This window comes from Methanosarcina sp. UBA411, assembly GCF_002495725.1.
Lineage (GTDB): Archaea > Halobacteriota > Methanosarcinia > Methanosarcinales > Methanosarcinaceae > Methanosarcina.
This window is the reverse complement of sequence record NZ_DAGK01000024.1, coordinates 18,882-37,857: the sequence shown is the minus strand read 5'-3', so window position 1 is coordinate 37,857 and position 18,976 is coordinate 18,882. Positions and strand designations below refer to the sequence as shown.

20 protein-coding genes are annotated in these 18,976 nt (G+C 39.1%); 13 read left to right on the top strand and 7 right to left on the bottom strand.

Annotation, left to right across the window (positions count from 1 at the left end; genetic code table 11):
• Positions 1-130: 130 nt before the first annotated feature.
• Positions 131-1,009: a tetratricopeptide repeat protein gene (locus BP861_RS08805; RefSeq protein WP_292374492.1), complete on the bottom strand. Its 879-nt coding sequence runs from the start codon at positions 1,007-1,009 to the stop codon at positions 131-133.
• Positions 1,010-1,895: 886 nt separating this feature from the next.
• Entirely contained in the window at positions 1,896-2,408 is a 513-nt protein-coding gene (locus tag BP861_RS08800) for a response regulator transcription factor (protein ID WP_292374490.1), read from the bottom strand.
• A 240-nt stretch (positions 2,409-2,648) separates the two neighbouring features.
• Here BP861_RS08800 and BP861_RS08795 point away from each other — a divergent pair, with 240 nt between their 5' ends.
• The gene (locus BP861_RS08795) at positions 2,649-2,930 is read left to right on the top strand and encodes a MarR family transcriptional regulator (protein WP_048105965.1); all 282 of its coding nucleotides are present in this window, start codon (positions 2,649-2,651) and stop codon (positions 2,928-2,930) included.
• A gap of 234 nt (positions 2,931-3,164) precedes the next feature.
• Here the strand turns inward: BP861_RS08795 and trxB are convergent, their stop codons facing one another.
• Both trxB and BP861_RS08785 read right to left on the bottom strand, forming a co-directional pair.
• Positions 3,165-4,094 (bottom strand): thioredoxin-disulfide reductase, encoded by a 930-nt coding sequence (trxB, locus tag BP861_RS08790; RefSeq protein WP_292374488.1) that lies wholly within the window; start codon positions 4,092-4,094, stop codon positions 3,165-3,167.
• A 54-nt stretch (positions 4,095-4,148) separates the two neighbouring features.
• Entirely contained in the window at positions 4,149-4,391 is a 243-nt protein-coding gene (locus BP861_RS08785; protein WP_292374486.1) for a glutaredoxin family protein, read from the bottom strand.
• A 162-nt stretch (positions 4,392-4,553) separates the two neighbouring features.
• Here BP861_RS08785 and dph5 point away from each other — a divergent pair, with 162 nt between their 5' ends.
• From dph5 to BP861_RS08760, 5 genes are all read left to right on the top strand, one after another.
• Positions 4,554-5,354 (top strand): diphthine synthase, encoded by an 801-nt coding sequence (gene dph5, locus BP861_RS08780; RefSeq protein WP_292374484.1) that lies wholly within the window; start codon positions 4,554-4,556, stop codon positions 5,352-5,354.
• A gap of 39 nt (positions 5,355-5,393) precedes the next feature.
• Positions 5,394-5,675, top strand: a complete 282-nt coding sequence (locus tag BP861_RS08775; RefSeq protein ID WP_292374482.1) for a DUF357 domain-containing protein — start codon at positions 5,394-5,396, stop codon at positions 5,673-5,675.
• A gap of 271 nt (positions 5,676-5,946) precedes the next feature.
• Positions 5,947-6,336, top strand: coding sequence for a DUF555 domain-containing protein (locus BP861_RS08770; protein WP_292374698.1), 390 nt, complete (start codon positions 5,947-5,949; stop codon positions 6,334-6,336).
• Positions 6,337-6,589: 253 nt separating this feature from the next.
• Complete coding sequence (locus BP861_RS08765; protein ID WP_292374480.1) at positions 6,590-7,489, top strand: carbohydrate kinase family protein; 900 nt, start codon at positions 6,590-6,592, stop codon at positions 7,487-7,489.
• A 118-nt stretch (positions 7,490-7,607) separates the two neighbouring features.
• Positions 7,608-8,279 (top strand): diphthine--ammonia ligase, encoded by a 672-nt coding sequence (locus BP861_RS08760; protein ID WP_292374478.1) that lies wholly within the window; start codon positions 7,608-7,610, stop codon positions 8,277-8,279.
• A 942-nt stretch (positions 8,280-9,221) separates the two neighbouring features.
• Here the strand turns inward: BP861_RS08760 and BP861_RS08755 are convergent.
• The 3 genes from BP861_RS08755 to BP861_RS08745 are packed head-to-tail and all read right to left on the bottom strand — an operon-like array spanning position 9,222 to position 10,804.
• A complete protein-coding gene (locus BP861_RS08755; RefSeq protein WP_292374477.1) occupies positions 9,222-9,617 on the bottom strand; it encodes a 5-(carboxyamino)imidazole ribonucleotide mutase in 396 nt (131 codons plus the stop codon).
• 21 nt (positions 9,618-9,638) lie between these two features.
• Complete coding sequence (locus tag BP861_RS08750; protein ID WP_292374475.1) at positions 9,639-9,926, bottom strand: chorismate mutase; 288 nt, start codon at positions 9,924-9,926, stop codon at positions 9,639-9,641.
• Positions 9,927-9,940: 14 nt separating this feature from the next.
• Positions 9,941-10,804: a shikimate kinase gene (locus BP861_RS08745; RefSeq protein WP_292374474.1), complete on the bottom strand. Its 864-nt coding sequence runs from the start codon at positions 10,802-10,804 to the stop codon at positions 9,941-9,943.
• A 240-nt stretch (positions 10,805-11,044) separates the two neighbouring features.
• Between BP861_RS08745 and BP861_RS08740 the strand changes: the two genes are divergently transcribed.
• The 7 genes from BP861_RS08740 to BP861_RS08710 all read left to right on the top strand — a co-directional run bounded on the left by BP861_RS08740 (position 11,045) and on the right by BP861_RS08710 (position 18,859).
• Positions 11,045-12,040, top strand: coding sequence for a phosphate uptake regulator PhoU (locus BP861_RS08740; RefSeq protein ID WP_292374696.1), 996 nt, complete (start codon positions 11,045-11,047; stop codon positions 12,038-12,040).
• Positions 12,041-12,784: 744 nt separating this feature from the next.
• Positions 12,785-13,426, top strand: a complete 642-nt coding sequence (locus tag BP861_RS08735) for an Era-like GTP-binding protein (protein ID WP_292374472.1) — start codon at positions 12,785-12,787, stop codon at positions 13,424-13,426.
• 5 nt (positions 13,427-13,431) lie between these two features.
• Complete coding sequence (locus BP861_RS08730; RefSeq protein WP_292374469.1) at positions 13,432-13,791, top strand: DUF2073 domain-containing protein; 360 nt, start codon at positions 13,432-13,434, stop codon at positions 13,789-13,791.
• 14 nt (positions 13,792-13,805) lie between these two features.
• Positions 13,806-14,318 carry a hypothetical protein gene (locus BP861_RS08725; protein WP_292374467.1) on the top strand — a complete coding sequence of 171 codons (513 nt, stop codon included), beginning with the start codon at positions 13,806-13,808 and terminating at the stop codon, positions 14,316-14,318.
• Between the two features lie 217 nt (positions 14,319-14,535).
• On the top strand, positions 14,536-15,150 hold the full coding sequence (gene hxlB, locus BP861_RS08720; RefSeq protein WP_292374466.1) for a 6-phospho-3-hexuloisomerase: 615 nt from the start codon (positions 14,536-14,538) through the stop codon (positions 15,148-15,150).
• Positions 15,151-15,214: 64 nt separating this feature from the next.
• Complete coding sequence (locus BP861_RS08715) at positions 15,215-16,327, top strand: pyridoxal phosphate-dependent aminotransferase (protein ID WP_292374464.1); 1,113 nt, start codon at positions 15,215-15,217, stop codon at positions 16,325-16,327.
• Positions 16,328-17,920: 1,593 nt separating this feature from the next.
• The gene (locus tag BP861_RS08710) at positions 17,921-18,859 is read left to right on the top strand and encodes a cytochrome c biogenesis CcdA family protein (protein ID WP_292374462.1); all 939 of its coding nucleotides are present in this window, start codon (positions 17,921-17,923) and stop codon (positions 18,857-18,859) included.
• The last annotated feature ends 117 nt before the right edge of the window (positions 18,860-18,976 follow it).

Below are 18,976 nucleotides of genomic sequence, written 5' to 3'. Positions count from 1 at the left end.
AAAGAAGACTTTTGGATAAATGAAAAACTTTTGGCCGTCAGTACTCAAAATTCCTATAAGAATTTTCGGCTAACGGCTTTTTCTGGCTCTGGATCTTTGACAGCAATGGAAAAACCTGAAATCTGGCTACTTAAAGGAGATCGGAATATATCGGGTTTATATCGACCGCTCTTTCGTAGGCCTCCATTGCCTTTTGGTGTTTCTTAATCCTGTCGTATACAATGCCTTTACCGATCCAGGCTTTTGTAAAACTTGGATTGATATCGATAGCTCTCTCAAAAGCTTGAAGTGCCTCTTTGTATTTTTCCAGATCTCTTAGGGCAATTCCCTTATTGTACCAGAATCGGGCATTGTCGGGGTTTGCTTTTATCTTTGTGTCAAAGACCTCCACGGCTTTTTCGGTATAAAGCTTTGCTTCATCGTGTTTTCCAAGCCAGCGGAGAGCTACACCCTTGTTATACAGGGCTTTACCATTCGCAGGGTTTAATTCAAGAGCTCTATTAAAAGCGCTAATGGCCTCTTCATAACTCTTTATCTTGCAGAGCCCCATACCTTTCTTGCACCATTCGCTTGCACTCATAGAGCTCATGTCGTAGTTCTTCTCATAAAGGCGGATAGCCTTCTCGAAATCATCCATAGCATCTTCGTATGCTTTCATTTCCCTCAGAGCCATTCCCCGCCTGTACCATACTTCAGGATCCTCAGGAGCAAGATATATAGCCCGATAGTATGCATCCAGAGCTTCCCTATACTGCATAAGGCCTATAAGCAGGTCACCTTTGGAGTACCACGTCTTCGCATCCGCAGGATTGATCTCAAGAGACCTGTTAAGGACATCAAGAGCTTCATCATATCTGTAAAGGCTTTTCAGAACCATCCCTTTGCTAAACAGGATTTTTGCATTGTCAGGGCTTATTTCCAGAGCTTTGTTATATGCATCCAGAGCTTCGGCAAATCGTCTAAGTTCATGGAGTGCAACACCTGTATTGTACCACTCGTTAGAAGTCATCACTCAACCACACCTTTTTTCGATCACGTTTTTCCACTGTTAATCACATCTACTCTAGCAATAATATATGCCTTCAGAGCGTTAAATCAATTTTGTACTTTAGCTCTGTATCAAAAATAAGGACATATCTACAGTTTCACGTCGTAGTTTACGTTTTGAAGACATATTTACAGTTACACACAATAAATTATGTATTTGCTCTTTTTTAAGGATTTTGAAAAATTCCTATACTTTGTTATTTTAAAAATAAAGTTTTCATAATTGATTTAAGGATTAGATAAAGTAAAACAAATTTATACCATATTTTTCAATTTCTCATTAATATTAATGAAATATATTTATCTTAGCCCCAAATTCTTCAGTCTTTCCTCTATTTATTCTGAATTTTTGCCCTGACATGGAGGAAATCAGTCTTTTAAATAAAATCTGAAAAATCCGATAAGTTCGACTTCGGTAAAAGTCTAGACTTCTTTCTTCTCGCGGCATGTCAAAAGTCTGATTATTATCTCTTCATATTGAAGAATTGAGGATCTCTCTTATCTAAAGAGACTTAAATTAATACCGGATTTATCTCTTCATAGCTTCTCGTCTTCTTAAAGCCTATTCTAAAGATCTTTTTAAAATAATCTATACGGGTGTCCCGGGGATATAGGCAGACATATTTAATTAATTATTATATTTTAACAAAGATCGTGAAATAACGACAGGAATATTTAATAAGAAATTAAATAAATGATAGGCATCTGAGAATACTTCTGACCGCTTTCTAATATGCTGTAATGATAAAAAATTTCAAAGTGGTGCCCTAAACTTTTTAGGGCTATATTTCCATTTTGTAAAGCTTTAGAGTGGAAAAAAATTTTTCTGTTCTGAACCAACTTTGAAGTCAAATCTGAGTACGCTTTAGAATCATTCTCACTCTGGCTCGTATTTCCACTGGGTTAAAAGGCGTAGTAACATAATCATCGACTCCCGATTCAAAAGCCTTAACCCTGTTTTCCACTTCTCCTCTTTCACTTAGCACCATCACTGGGATCCACCAGTACCTTGAACTGGTTCTAAGCTGCTTGCATATTTTAAAATCTTCAAGATCTGCAAGTCCGGTATCCAGCAAGACAAGGTCGGGTTTTTCAGTTTTTACGGCTTCAAGTGCGGAAAAGCCACCAGGGATTTTAACAACGTTATAATTTTCAGCTTCAAGCGTCGCCTTAATATTGCAGGTAATGTTTCCATCACCCATAATCAAGATTTTCTGACGTGTATCATTTAGATTTGCAATTCGGATCTTTATCAATTCTTCCGGAACTGAAAGACTGGAAGCAATATCCCTTTCACTTATTTCAGGCTGTTCCTCAATTAATCTCAAAATTTCACAATCAAGATTTTTATTATTAACCACCCTCCATCACCATACAGTATAACATTTTCTTAGATCTTAAACATTTCTTATATTTTTTATAATATGCCATATTTTAAATTTAATACCGTTTATAGAGCATAGAGTTCTCTAAATATTCAGAAGATTTTTTATCAATCGCCTGATTGCCCAATCAGGAGATAAGTTTATAACCGTAAATAACAAGTTAATATTGGAAATATGAATCACTTACAGAGAACAGCCACCTCTGAGATGATATCAATGGATCCAATGGAAAAAATCTTCGGTAAAACCGCACAAATGACAGTACTTAAGAATCTGATCGAACACCAGAACGAATCAACTTACCTTTCGGGAATAGCTGAAGAAACTGGCCTGTCTCACTCTAGCGTATCAAGGGTTATTACTCCTTTGATTGCGTCGGGAATCGTCATAGAAAAACCCCTGGGAAAGCAAATCCGAACTTTCCAGTTGAACATGGATAATGAGGCAACAAGATTGATCATAGATTTCTACAATAAAATTAACCAGATGCTGGAATAAGCCTGAAAAAATAGAAGCGCGAAAAATGGAAAATAGGGACAGAATAATTTTACTGTTCCTTCTCTTAAATTTATGAACAATTAAACTTTAAGGCGATCTCAGTCAACTGGTCCAGGTTCGGATAATTTTTCAGGAGCCTGCTTCAGTCAACTTCAGTCAGAAGATGATGATTCTAATATTCACATCTAATTAATATTCACATCTAATTAATATTTCATATCTAATTAATATTTCTCATCTAACCTCTTTTTTGAGGCTCTCTATGTATAGACTTGCAGTAGTAGCTGCGAGTGCGCCATCTCTAACGGCTGCCACAAGCTGCCAGATAGGTGTATCACGACAGTCTCCAGCAGCATAAATTCCTTTCTTTGAGGTTTCAAGGAAGTTATCCGTTTTGATAAAACCTTCTTTATTCTTTTCCACATCAATGATCTCAGTATTCGGACGAATACCTACATAAATAAAAACACCGTCTGTAGCCAGTTCATGCTGCTCTTCACTTTTTAGATCCTTATAAATTACTTTTTCGACTCTTCTAATTCTTCCGCTGCTTCCTAGGATTTCCAGGATAGAGGCATTGAAAATGAACTCAATATTTGGAATTGCAAAAGCCCTATCCTGGAGGATTTTTGCAGCTCTCAATCGGTCTCTTCTGTGAATAAGATAAACCTTCCGGGCAATCTTAGAAAGGAGAATAGCATCATTAATAGCTGTATTTCCTCCTCCGGCTAATACAACGGTTTTGTTTCTAAAAAAAGGCCCGTCACATGTGGCACAATAGGAAACACCTTTACTGAGGAACTCTTTTTCCCCTGGTATGTTCAAATGCTTAGGATTTGCGCCTGTAGCAATTATGACAGCTTTTGATTCAAGGTCTCCGTTATCCGTGGAAATTACCTTCTTTTCCCCCTCGTCGCGAACAGAGAGTACTTCGGTTATCTGTGTCTTTACCCCGGCTTCCTGAGCATGGAATCTATATTTTTCCATTAATTCAAGCCCTGAAATTGCTGGAAAGCCAGGGTAATTTTCCACTACATCTGCAAGAGCAATCTGGCCGCTAATTTCACTTCTTTCAAGAACCAAAGTGTTAATTCCGAAACGTACGGCATAGATCCCGGCTGTGAGCCCTGCAGGCCCTCCTCCTATAATAATCAGGTCGTACATACTTACCTCCTGAATTCAGAAAAACAGTTAAAAACTAGATATTTTGGAATTAACTCAGCTAATAAGGGATATAGCATCGGCTTTTTTCGGAAGGCCTGTGAAAGCTACCTCCCCATCAATAATAGTTGTAGGAACTCCAACTATACCGTACTTATCTATCAGTGCCTGGCCCTCTGGAGTTTCCGCATCTACTTCTTCATATTCGAAGTCATACTCAGATTTCAAATCTTTCCAAAGTCGACGGGTTGCCGGACAGGCAGTACACCAGCTTGCGTGAATAAGCGTAACTTTAACCATGATAAAACCCCACTAAAAAATACAGTTGTAAGCTCATTCTATTATTAATTCCATAATATAAATAAGTTAAGCGTACCCGTAAATTCGGAAAATAAAGAGTTTTTATTGCTTGTATCTATCCAAGCAAAAAGCTTTAAACCCGCAGAGATCTTAAAGCGGGCTATGCTTACATTTATAGGTCTGGGTCTTTTTGATGAATATGACATTTCTTTAAAGGGACTTGAGGCTGTCAGGGAAGCTGACATGGTTTATGCTGAGTTCTATACATCCTGTCTCATGGGTACGAACCTTGAAAAAATGGAGAAGCTCTACGGAAAAAAAATTATTTTGCTTTCAAGAGAAGATGTGGAGCAGCATCCTGACTGGCTCAACGAGGCAAAAGACAGGAACCTTTGCTTCCTAACTGGTGGAGATACAATGGTCTCCACGACCCATGTAGATCTGCGCTTGAGGGCTCAAAAACTGGGAATTGAAACACGTCTGGTTCATGGAGCTTCTATTGCCTCAGCTGTTTCAGGACTCACAGGACTGCAGAACTACCGCTTTGGGAAATCCGCAAGTATTCCTCACCCCTATGAAAGCAGGAGAGGCACAAAAGTAATCTCAGAAACTCCTTATGACATTATAAAGCAAAACCTGGAACTGGGCCTGCATACTCTGGTGTTCTTGGATATAGATAAGGAAAAAGGCTACATGACTGTAAATACTGCACTTGAGCTTCTCCTCGAAGTCGAAGAAAAGAGGAAAGAAGGGGTTATGCATGGAGCTGCTGCAGTGGGAATAGCAAGGGCAGGCTCGGAAAACCCAGTTGTAAAAGCAGATTATGCAGAAAACCTGAAGGACTTCGATTTTGGAAAGCCTCTCCATATCCTTGTAATTCCCGGAAAACCGCATTTTCTTGAGGCTGAAGCGCTTGTGAAACTTGCTGGAGGCCCAATAGGGTTTATGAAAGAAGTGGATTAAAGAGAGAATAATATTTCTAAATCCTTCTCGGTGATCATTATGCCTGCCGATCTTAATGAAAAAGTCAAAAGATACGAGGATATGTTAAAGAGAGCACTCCAGAAAGCCAAATATTCCCCAATTGAGGGATCCCATATGTATACCGTTGCAAAGGATTATTATACAATGGCAGAAGCCTATTATAAAGATGGGGTGTATTTTCTGGAGAATAAAGACCCTGTAAATGCCCTTGCCTCCTTCAGTTATGGCCATGCCTGGCTCGATGCGGGAGCGAAGCTCGGTGTTTTTGCAGTAGATGACGAAACTCTTTTTACTATATAAAACAAGAATAAAAGAGAACAAATAAGAGAAAATCAAAAATGCCTGAACCCTGATACTAGGGTGAAAGCATAAATGCCTCAATTGGAAGGATTAAATTTCAGAACTATAAATTAAAATCTTAACTGAAAATATAAAAGTGAATGTAGTACTATTCTATTGAAGCAGAAACAATTTATATACTTTATTCTATTCTTTAGATTCTGTAAAAACTTTCCCTATCGGGAAATCTCCTTGAAAAAGGAGTAGAACTAAATAATTATGGTGGACGATGATGAAAAACTTCCATGTAGTACTTGAAGCAGCTTGGTTGGTTAGAGATGTAAAGACGGCTGATGATGCTATAGGCGTCGCGATTTCAGAAGCTGGAAAACGCCTGAACCCTAAATTGGATTTTGTAGAGGTTGACGTGGGAACTACGTCTTGCCCGATATGTGGCGAGCCTTTTAGCAGTGTTTTCATAGCAGCAAACACCGCTCTTGTAGGTCTTGTTTTTGAGATGAAGGTTTTTGATGCCGAGTCTGCCGAACATGCGGAAAGGATCGCAAAATCCGTTATAGGGAAATCCCTCAGGGACATTCCGTTGACAGTCGTTGAAGTGACCGAATTCGAAAGGTCAGCCGAGAAGAGCGAACAGCAGCAGAAAAGCAAAACAGGTAAATAACAGGTTTTTCTCAAAGCCTGTTAGGAACTGAATAAGGCATAATGCTGCGGCTAGTTATGCCTCTGGTTTTCTTCAGACATGACCTGAAAAGGTACATGGCTGAAAAGAGGCCCTCGGTGAGAATAGATCACTTTTCGTTAATATAAGTCAGCAAAAAAGCAAGTTTTATCTCTCCTCCAGGCTTTGTTTTTACAGTTGGATCCGGCGTAAAGATCCGGGCTTTTTTACAATCCACGAAAAAAGAGGATACTACATGGACAGAGTAATTTCTATAGTAGGACATACTGCCCTTGATTACATTGTAGATGTTGAAAAAATCGCAGGAAAAAATGAATCGTCCCCTGTCATTGATTATGAAGAATATCCTGGTGGAGGGGCCGCCAATATTGCAGTTGCCATTGCAAAACTTGGGGGGAAGAGCCAGCTTATTTCCCCTGTAGGCACGGATTTTGTAAGTTCAGGATATGAAAAACTGCTTACAGAAGTGAATGTTGACCTCTCCCGCCTTTATAGAATTGAGGACCGGAAAATTTCCAAAGCATTTATTTTTACTGACAGAGAAGACAACCAGGCAACCTATTTTTACTGGGGAGCCTCTTCAAAATTCAAAGAGTTGGAACCCGAACCTGCAGATTTTGTCCATCTTGCAACCGCTGATTCGGTGTATAACGCGAAGATAGCGCAAATTGCCAATTTCGTATCCTTTGACCCTGGTCAGGATCTTGTTACGTATTCAAAAGAAAACCTTGAACTCATACTCGCTCATACTGATATCCTTTTTGCGAACCGACATGAGATAAGGCGAGTTTCAGAGATGACCGGAAAGAGTTTCTCCGAGCTTAAGGCGATGATCAACACTATCGTTGTTACATACGATTCAGAAGGCAGCAGGATCTATACAGGTAATGAAGAATTCTTAATTCCTGTAATCCCTGTCAAAGCTGCAGATCCTACAGGAGCAGGAGATGCTTACAGGGCAGGTTTCCTTCTGGCTCTTACCAGAGGATACTCACTTTCCGCATGCGGAAAAATAGGGTCTACAGTAGCTTCTTTTGCTGTACAGACACGGGGCTGCCAGACAGACCTTCCCACCTGGGAGGAAATGAAAGCCCGTTATGAAGCCAATTTTGGAAGGCTTGAGGAAGAGTGCTGAAATAGCTAATTACTAAGAAATCATGATAAAAAGTCAAAAAGTATATAAAATATTATAATGATCCACGCATTATAACCCGCTACGTAAGAAAAAGATAGTAAAACAAAAAGGGATGCAGATGAAACTCGCAGCACTGGTTTCCGGTGGCAAGGACTCGATTTTTGCCATATATAAAGCCCTCCAGGAAGGACATGAGGTCACCCACCTGATTAATATTATTCCTGCAAGGGACGATTCCTACATGTACCATTCCGTCAACCTCCACATGGTAGAATTAATCTCTGCCGCCTGTGAAATTCCATTGGTTCAGCAAGAGTCCAGCGGAATAAAAGAACTTGAACTGGATGACCTGACCCTTGCCCTCAAGAAAGTAGATGTAGACGGAGTAGCTGTAGGTGCAATTGAATCTCAGTACCAGGCAGGTAGAGTGAAGAAAATCTGCGATTCCCTGGGGCTTAAGGTCTATACCCCACTCTGGCACAGGGACCCTGAAGAATTGCTCAATGAGATGTCAAAAGTGCTCGATATCCGGATTGTCAGAGTCGCAGCCGACGGTCTTGACAAGTCCTGGTTGGGCCGCCCTATAAATGTAAATTCTATTGAACATCTTAAAGCCCTGAACAAGCGGTACATGGTCCACATGGCCGGAGAAGGCGGAGAATATGAAACTGTTGTGCTTGACGCTCCATTCTTTAAAAAACGAATTGAGATTGTGAAAAGTGAAACCGAGTGGCAGGGTGACACTGGTTCCTTAAAGATCCTGGAAGCAAAACTTGTCGACAAAAATTGATTCTCAAAAAATTTCCTGAGAAGTAGGTGAATTCCAGAGATTGGATTTCATTTATTTCATAATTTGAAGCTATATAATTCTTCAAATCAAATCTTTTTACTTTTTATTCTTTATTTTTTACTTTTGTCATTTATGCGTTTTCTCAAGTCTATTTTTTGCATTTTTTTAGCTTGAATCTGGATTTACCAATGTGAATGCATTTTCTCAAGTCTATTTTTTTGCATTTTTTTAGCTTGAATCTGGATTTACCAATGTGAACCTGACTTAAAAGATCTTTTGTCAAAAATATAAGTGCTGCGAAAAATCCACATAAAATAGCAGTATATCTTCATTTTTATATATTATGCCGTATATTTATAAGTAGAGCATCTGAGAAAAATCTTATTCTGTTGTAAACCTCAGCCAATACTTTTTCCCCCAACTCCCCCCAACTCCCTTAACCTCCAAATACTCAGATGCTCTATCCCCAACGTTATTGTTTTTATTATCCAAGTGCTTTCAAGTACTTTCATTTGTTTGTCCTGTTATTCAAAGAATTTCGCTTCTATTTTTCCTATATACTGTGTTTAACAATACTTTTTGCAACTCAGCCTGATTCTGTTTGTTTCTTAACAGATCTTTCCAGCTGAAATAAAATGAATAACTAGAATAACTCTAGATCAATTGGGTTAAACAGAGCTGAGCAAGGGTAAAAAAGGATTTTAATAATGTTGAGCAAAGATGAACAGGGTTAACTGGTTAAAGCTGGTTAAAATTGGTTAAAGCTGGTTAAAAAAGGTTAAAATGGGTTGAGCAAAACTGAACAGAGGTAAATATAGCCTTAATAATTGAAATAGTTTAAAAAAAGATTTTCGGAGTGAGCCGACCGAATTTCGTAAATCTATTAATTACTATTTCAAGCCTGAAATGAAGGCCTTTAACTTTTAATAGGCTTCTTAAGGCTTAGTTGGTGTCAATTAAATCCAGTATTCTCAAAGCAAGATATGCGCCGTTTGCTCCATTATCGATTCCAACACTTCCAACAGGCACTCCTGGAGGCATCTGGGCAATGGAGAGCAGAGCATCGAGTCCACCAAGCTTCGCGCTCACAGGAACTCCTACAACAGGCCTTTTTGTCCTTGAGGCTACAACCCCAGGAAGGGCTGCGGATAAACCTGCAATCGTAATAAAGACCTTTGCATCAGTGCTTGAGATGTAGCTTTCAAGTTCGTCAGGGTTCCTGTGAGCAGAGATAACCATCACTTCATAAGTGTATCTGCTCTTTTCAAGTACGGATATCGCACGGTTGGCGATAGGCCTATCGGATTCGGAACCCATAATTACTGAGATATCAACCATTTTTTAACTTCTCCTGAGCAGTCAGGGCAGTCTTCCCTTGCCACTCAACTCGTTTTGACGTTCAATACTCATCCTGATAAGAATCTCAAAAATAGCTTTTATAGATCCTAAATCAAGATTGAGCTCGGTTGCGGCATTTAAAGCTCTGTTAACTACAACCTCATTTTGTTTCTGGTCATTTATCAAAGTTCCATTTATTCTTTTTGATTCAAGTACTCTTTCAGCCAGATTTACTCTTCTATCAATGAGGGCAAGAATTTCCCTATCAATTTCTTCGATTTCTTTGCGGATAGACTCAAGCTCGCTCAATTGAACTCCTCGCTTTATAAAGATATTGCGTCTCTGTTATTTATAGAGGTTTCTATAACCTTGCCTTCGATCCCACAGCTTTCCCAGGCCGATCTAAGCTCTTCAATCTGGTTTTCTTTGACAAGAGCAACATATGCTGGTCCCGACCCGGATAGGCTTACCCCTTTTACTCCACATTCCAGGGCTCGAAGAATGCATTCAGTATCAAAGCCAAGAGCGACACAGTAGAGGAAACCATTTAAAGTCATCGCTTTTTCATATTCTCCTGCAAGTGCAAGTTCATATGCCATATCCACATAAGGAGCAATGAGCTTTGAACGTTTTACATTTGTCTGTGAGCTGAATACTCTCCTATTCGGCGCAAAAATTAGTACTTTTGAATTGTATTCTTCTCTTTTGAGCAATTTCAATTCCCGGTTATCAGTAATCACGATTCCGCCGAAAAAAGATGCACACGCATCATCAAAAGACCCTGTTATCGTTACTTTTGCTTCCTTTGCAGCTCTTACCCCAAGTTTTACAGCATCAAGAGAAGGCATAGATTCTTCAATAGCGTTTAAGGTTGCGAGTACAGTTGCATTGGCAGCTGCACTGCTACTCTTGAGTCCACCTGCAAGTGGGATATTGCTGCTTGTTTTTACTGTGCCTCCAAGTTCAATCCCGAAGTGTTCAAGCACAAGTTCAACACACCTTTCAATAAGAAAAGTATCTCCTTCAGGCATTCCCTCAATAGATCCGTGGATTTTTCTCTCGCGATCCGAGAGTTTTACCTCTGAATATGTTTTTAATCCAGTCCCAAATGCTGCACCTTTCCAGGTCGCAAATGCTGCGATAATGGTTCCTGCCCCAGACGCGCAGGCGTGCCCTTCGAGTATCATCAAGCTCAGAATGCGTTATTCTTTAATATTTTTTACTGCGTTTCTTCATAAGAATAAAGTATCCTGAAACGCAGAGTTCTGTGGCAGATTCATAAAAAAGCAAGAATCCACAAATATAAATAGTAAAGTTGAATCACGTATATAGAAAATGTACTTCTAAGTATAATTAAAAAGTATTATCAAATTAGGAATAAATATTTCTAATTTTCAAATTTAGCAACCAAAAACGGGGAATCAATTATCGAGACCAGGAAAGTACAGCAAACAGGCGGATCCACTTACATTATTTCCCTTCCTAAGCAATGGGCTGAAAAAGTCGGAATCGAAACAGGCATGAGGGTTTCTATCAAAGCACAGCCTGACGGAAAACTACTGATAAACCCGATTCTCGAAGGAAGGATAATCAAAACTAAAAAGATTGATGTTACAGGCTGTAAAATAAGAGAACTGGAGAGAGACATCGTTGCTGCATATCTTCACGGATATGATAGGATTGAACTCTCCTCAGAAAGAATACTCGCTGAACAAAAACAAACAATCCGGAGAGTTTGTTACAAACTCATAGGCTCAGAAATTACTGAAGAAAGCTCAAGCTGTGTGGTTATCCAGGATCTTCTTAATCCGAATGAACTTCCTATCAAAAAAGGCGTACAGAGGATGTTCCTCATTGCGAGATCAATGCAAAAGGATGCGGTAAGAGCCTGTAAAACTGTTGATCACGATCTTGCGCTTGACGTAAGTCAGAGAGATGACGAGGTTGATAGACTATATCTCCTGATTTCCAAGCAGTTTCGCTCTATTCTCTGCGGAGGTGGGATGCCTGACTCTTCAGAAACAAACATAGAGGAATACCATGAGTTTAGAATGGCGGCAAGTCCTCTGGAAAGGATAGCCGATCACGCACAGAAAATAGCAAATGTAGTCCCAAAGCTGCAACATCCTGTTAATGATAAAATGATGGAAGAGATCGAGGAACTCAACGATGCTTACATGGAACTGGTGAAACAGTCAGTTGAAGCCCTCTTTGAAGCCGATACTTCTCTTGCCAATCAGGTAATAGATAGCGTTGACAACATGCGCACATGGGTAGAGGAACTGCATGCATCTATTCTAAAATTGGAGTCACATGAGACTATGATTTCACTCGGGAGTGTTGTAGAAAGTTTATCTAGAATAGGAGATCTTAGCTCTAATATAGCCGAAGTTGCTATAAACTCGGCAATCCGGGACAGATAGACAAAGCTTTACCGAAAAAATCAGAAACGCTCCTCTGCCTGAAAGTAATATAATACTTTCAAGCAAAATATCCTAAAAGTAATAAAAAAGTTAGATATATAGTTAGAATCTTAAATCCAAAATAAAAAGTTTACCTTTTAGTGCTTTGAAATACTCAAAAGATATCTTCAAATTTATAAAGATATCCTGAAGATTATACAAAATATTTTGGAATATCGAATGAAAATTAAGGTATAAGTTATAAATGATAATTGAGTGAGAAGATACAGAAGATATCTTCACAAAAATCATTTATATTTTTAAGGTCGAATAAATAAAAATAGGAAAAGATATAAAGGAAAGTGCAGAACATCAGTGCACATATAAAAATTTAATACGATAAAATCAGTTCGGGAGAGTTTAAAGTCTTCTAGATAGAAAGCTTTTATTTTTAGATAAAAAGCCCTTTTATTAATGTGGTGAGGGAATCAGGCGATAAAAAGCAATTTATTTATATTCTGGTGTTATTTCCACGGAGGCGCTTTCTATTCCACCATAGAAAGGACCTGAAAACTACATATTTATTCCTAGATATACTGGAAAGGAAAAAGAACATCTACAATTTCCCCCAATCCCCTCAGTACGGCAAATAGAAGTTACTTATATTCATGGATCAAAAGATTAAAAAAATTTAAGTACCAACCCGTAAAGGAAAGCAATCCGAGAAATCCTTAGGTGCTATGCTTTTCCCAAAGGAGGGAAGCTATGAATATGATAAAACGATTTAAGGTAAGCTTTTCAAGAATATTTAACAAGCTCTTTAAGAAAAAAGGAGCATGTATAGGAATCTACGGTCCCCCCAATGCCGGTAAGACGACACTTAGCAATCGGATCCTTAAGGATTGGGTCGGAGCCGAAGAAACGATGGGTTCTGTTTCTCATATAGCTCATGAAACCCGGCATGCCAAAAGAAGGAACGCAATAAGTATTGAGACCAACGGGCATACAATCAGCCTTGATATCGTAGACACGCCCGGGCTTGCCACAAAGATCGATTTCCATGATTTCATGGAGCAGGGAATGAGTGATTCCGAATCCAAAAGGCGATCCAAAGAAGCGACAGAAGGAGTAATTGAAGCTGTCAAATGGCTGGATGACCTTGATGGTGTCATACTTGTTATGGATTCCACCGAAAATCCCTATACTCAAGTCAACGTAACAGTAATAGGGAATATGGAAGCCAGAAACCTTCCGCTTCTTATCGTAGCAAACAAGGTGGATCTCCCAGAAGCTGACCCGGCCGTGATAAAGGAAGCCTTTCCCCAGCATCCCATGGTGCCAGTTTCGGCCCTTGAAGGGGTGGGAATGGATTCATTTTATGAAGCTCTGGCAAAGCAGTTCGGGTGATCTACATGCAGGGAATTCAGCTTGATTTGATATCCGAAGCCAGAATTTCTCAGATGGCTTCAATGGAAAAAGTCCGATACATAATCGATGAGGTACGAAAAGGTAAAATCCTGGTGCTTGAAAAGGGCTTGAACCCGATGGAGGAAGCAAAACTTATAGAAATGACAATGTCAGCGATCCAGCCTGATGTGTTTTCAGGCATCGAGATGCAAAGTTATCCTGCAAACACAGATGGTTCATTGTTGGGAAAAATTTTCAAAAAACAGAGCAGTAAGAGACTTACGGTAATAGGGCCTGCAAATCAGCTCAAAACCCTTAAGAAAGATCGGAATCTCATCAGTGCACTTGTCTCTGCAAGTAAGTAAACGAAGTGGAAGCAATGTGTGCCCAAAAGACCCAAGACGTGGAAGCTATAATTTACCCTCCCCAGTCCCTCGGCTCCTTTGAGATGGGCAGGAATGACGTCACTGTAATCTGCACTTACGGGAAAATCGCCGTATGGTTTGGACGGAAAGTTCCTGATTATATTATAGCACAGATACTCATAGGAATTTCAAAAGTCGACCAATCTACGGTTCATGAGTTTGAAATAATTTGCAAGTTTGATGAGATCACGGAATATGAGAGTAAAGGGTACACACTCGTGTCCTATGGAAAAACAGCCAGTGGTTATCGCGTAAATTATAGTATTCCCTTTTCCAATAAAAAAGCCCTTTTCCACTTATCAAAGTTTATACTTGAAGAGCTCCAAAAAGGAGAAACACGTAAGGACTTTTATTGGAACGGTAGTGACTGTGATATCCAGAGGCTCTATCATGAATTTAAGAATAATATTGAGAACTGGGAATTGAAAGCTATTAATTATAAAACTGAATCGCAAACAAGCAGGTAAAAGCCTGGACTGCTGGCATTGCGGCAAGGTGAAAAGAAGGCTTCCGAAATTTGCCCTGAGATTCCGCAATGTAAATTTTAAGGAAAGAAGGCTTTGGTAAAGTATTTCAGGAGCATTTTCTATCATTGACATATAGGTGAATAAATTTAATTAATTGATTATTATAATATTAGATATATTACCAGGCGCTTAATTCAATATTTTTTGGAGAACTCATATGGAAAAAGTTAAGGTAAACGACTGCGAAGATGTATTATTATCAATGAAAATGATTGCAGCAAACCTCAATGAGATAATTGACAGACTTGACAGAGAGGCAATAAAGTCAATGGTCCAGAAGATTCTGGAAGGCGAAAGAATCTTTGTGATGGGGGCCGGAAGGTCCGGGCTTGTTGCCAAAGCTTTTGCAATGAGGCTTATGCACCTCGGATTCAGCGTGTATGTAGTCGGCGAAACTACAACCCCTGCTGTTCGACCCCAAGATGTGGTGATTGCCATTTCCGGATCAGGAGAAACCCATTCTATAGCCGATCTCGGAAAAATCGTAAAGGATATTGGCTCAACCCTCATAACGGTCACCTCTAAAAAAGAATCCACACTCGGTAGAGTCTCGGATATTGCTATGATCCTTCCGAGCAAGACTAAAAACGATCCTGATGCAGACGGTTACCTTGAAAGAAATATGCGGGGAGGTTACAAAAATCTGCCTCCTCTGGGCACATCTTTCGAAATTACATCGCTTATTTTCCTTGACTCGATAATCTCTCAGCTTATTACGCTTACAGGCGCCTCGGAAGCCGAACTGAAATCGAGACACACGAACATCGAATAAAAGTCTTAATTGCTAGCAGGTATATTTAAAAACATTAATTTATAGGGATACAGGAGGGCTCAATTTGAAGGGAATAAAATTTTCAGAGAATGTAGCCAGGATAGACACCTCAGGGATCAGGAAAATTTTCGAAGCCGCAGGCTCGGACGCCATTAACCTTGGGCTGGGGCAGCCGGATTTTGATACCCCGGAGCATATCAAGGCCGCGGCAATAAAAGCTATAAATGAGGGCTTTACGGGTTATACGGTTGGTTCGGGTATCCCGGAGTTAAGAGAAGCCCTGAGTTCCAAGTTCAAGAAAGATAACGGGTTCTCTGTTTCCCCTGAGGAGATAATTGTCACCTCGGGCGCCTCGGAAGCTCTTGCCATTGCCCTTGCAGCTCTTCTAAACCACGGGGATGAAGTCCTTATTTCAAATCCTGGCTTCGTGTCTTACAATGCACTGACCGAAATTATGAGTGGCAAAGCCGTAGGTGTTCCACTCGCCGAAGACCTTACTATGAAGCCTGAGACCGTGCTTGAGAAAATTACTCCAAAGACCAGAGCCATAATCCTTAATTCCCCTTCAAATCCCACAGGTACAGTTGCAAGTAGGGCAGATATAAAAGCCCTGGCCGAGATTGCAGACGACCACAATATAACTATTATTTCCGACGAAGTCTATGAGTACTTCATCTACGAAGGAGAACATGTTAGTCCTGCCAGCTATTCGGACAATGTGATTACTGTAAACGCTACCTCTAAGAGTTATGCCATGACCGGCTGGAGACTCGGGTACGTGGCAGCTAGAAAAGATTACATAGGCCAGATGCTTAAGGTGCACCAGTACTTCCAGGCATGCTCCAACTCAATTGCTCAGAAAGCTGCTTATGCTGCAGTGACAGGGCCCAAAGATTCGGTCAACGCCATGCGAGAGGAGTTCAGAAAGCGCAGGGATGTGCTCGTAAAAGGCCTGAACGACCTAGGGATGGAATGTGCCCTTCCGAAAGGAGCTTTCTACGCTTTCCCTAAAGTCTCAAATTCTGCTGAGGCCGCCTCGAAATTGATCTCAAACGGCGTTATTGTCACTCCCGGCACAGCCTTCGGAAGCGAAGGGGACGGCTATATCAGAATTTCCTATGCGGCTTCAATGAAGGATATTGAAAAGGCCTTAGGAATCATGGAAAAAGTACTCTGAAAAGTATTCTGAGGCAATGCTGTAACAAAAATATTCTCACTAAATAGTTTAAAATCCCGGAAAAAATCTGGAGAATTTTCAGAGATTCCTATAAAAGGAATATTTTTCTTGGGGTTTTCTTTCTGACTTTTCTTTCTCTTGGATTTTCCTTCTGCAATTTTGTAAAAATCTTTAATTCAATCTTTTTTACTGCTGGAGCTACTGTTTTGACGATATTTCTTTCAATAATGTCTCTCTCGACAATATACCTCTTGACAATAATCTCTCAGGTTATAGGTTTTTGTCAAAAATTTATTTCAACCGCTGTTTACATTTTTCAATAGTTTCTCAGCACATCATTTCATTAGTTTCTATAGAAATAGGAATTATCTCAGTGGATTCATAGTCCACATGAGGAATATCACCGTAGCTTTTGTAGTATAAACGTATGTCTACAAGAGTACAACGATTTGGAATTTCAACTTTAATCGTATTTGTTATTTTTTATCCGTAGTCACTTAAATGTATACTCCCTTTTTTCCCAGGAAAGCTTTAAACTTAAAGGACGAGGCTGTAACAAATCACTTTTAGGTTCAAGGCTGTATGTTTCGTTTATTACTGATTTGTTATGTTGATCAAACACTTCAATTGTCGTTTCATGACCTTTTATATCATGGTTATGTATTACGAAAAATGGCGCTGTTGATCCTGTGAATATAAAAGGAATGATTATGGGAAGAAATTTGTAAATAAGTAAAACCATCATTAAAAAAATCCTATAATGATAAATTCTTTCCTTGCATTAATAGTCAATTAAACCATCTCTGCAAATTTATATTTCTACTAAATGCTAGAAATGTTTCCAAAAATTAATAAACTTATATTATAAAAAATGCTTACACAAGTATCAATATGCTTAACGAATCCTTTTACAAAATTGAATATTGCCTTCACTTTATATAAAATTTTGCACCACATAAAAATCTGAAATCGAAAGTTTTATAAAAACAATTTTAAATTAAATTCTTCTTCCACTTTCTGTCACAAAAAAGTAAAAGCATTAAAGTAAATGAAAGATAAATAAAACGCTCAATTAGTTAATAAAGCAAATTAGGGAGAAAGAAAAAACAGTTTTTTGCATTATTGACGGAAAATATGACTTAGAAAGATTTTATTCATTTATCAGAGATAAAATAATTGCTAATTCAGTAATTACAGTAAAAAAGAGAAGAACTTTAATTATTTAGAAAATGAGCAAGTTTCAGAATTATTTTTCCTGACCTCGAGTTTAATTGATTATTCAAAGTATGGGATTCTGAAGATTAATTTTTAGTTTTTGGAATTAGTTCCACAATAAAACTAATATAGGTGCGTAAATTAAGGCTAAAAGTATCACATTAATTAGTAAAATCGAAAGAGATAATTGTTATTAGTACATAATTTTTCGTTATAAAAAGAGGAAAATTAAAGAATAAAATTCCATCTGGATATAGGCTCTTTCCTTCCATAAGAAAAGACCTGACACCATGTAATAATCTGAATTTTACCAGAAATTATGTATCTGTCGGCCCTGAATATTTAAGATCTCTTTATAAATATAGTCTCGGAAAAGATATGAACAAGAAAAATGTGCATAAGCTGCTTGTAAACAAAGGAATTTTTGCGCTGGCCTTCATTTTTTTGTTGCTGAGCCCTGCATCCGTTGCTTCAGCCGCGGCATCTGGAGGTCGGGCGACAGACTTTTTCTATGGAACACATATAAGTACGGCCAGGGTTTTTCTGACGGAAACCCAAATGCCTTCTCATTTTCTCGCCGAGAATCTCTCGCTTTCGCTGACAGGAACTCGAGACGGGAAAAACAAGCACCTTGAGAAAATCAGCCCCTTCTTGCTCCTGGCAGCAGGTATTCTTGCGGGTTTTAATCCCTGCCTCCTTGCGGTAATGGCTTTTCTTGCTTCAGTCACCCTTGTGAAGCACGGAAGAAGAAAGGAAATGCTCAAAATCACGCTCGGGTTTTCGGCAGGAATCTTTACTATGTACATGCTTGCTGGAATGAGCATCCTTAGTATTGTTAATCTTCTACCTGAAATACAGGAAAGTTTTATAGAAGCTTCGATCCTGATTATTGCCCTTCTCGGCTTCTGGCATATTTTTGATGCCTACTGGCTAAAAAAGCATGCTAGATCTACTTTCAGGACTCCCGAACCCTTAAAAAACTTTATGGGCAAAATGGACCAAAGCAATCTTCTATTACTGTCTTTCCTTTCTGGAAGCATGTTTTCCCTGGTCAAAGCGCCCTGCGTAGGAGCGATCTACCTCTCACTCCTGAGCATTCTGGCAACAAAAACCGATATTTTAAGGGGAACAACATATATGGGCGTTTATAACCTTGGATTATTGCTTCCCGTAATAGCTCTTGGTCTTCTCCTTGCCTTCGGACTCAGTCCGAATAGAGTAACTGAATTCAGGGAAAGATGGAGAGTGGAAATAAGGTTGACAACAGGATTTATACTGATTTCTGTTGCTCTGCTCATGCAGCTTGGAATTCTCTAACCTCAAAAGTTGATTATTAAATACAATATTTATATTTTTGAAATATTTTTTATAAATTCTTCTTCTTCTTCTTCTTCTTCTTCTTCTTCTTCTTATTCTTCTTCTTCTTCTTCTTCT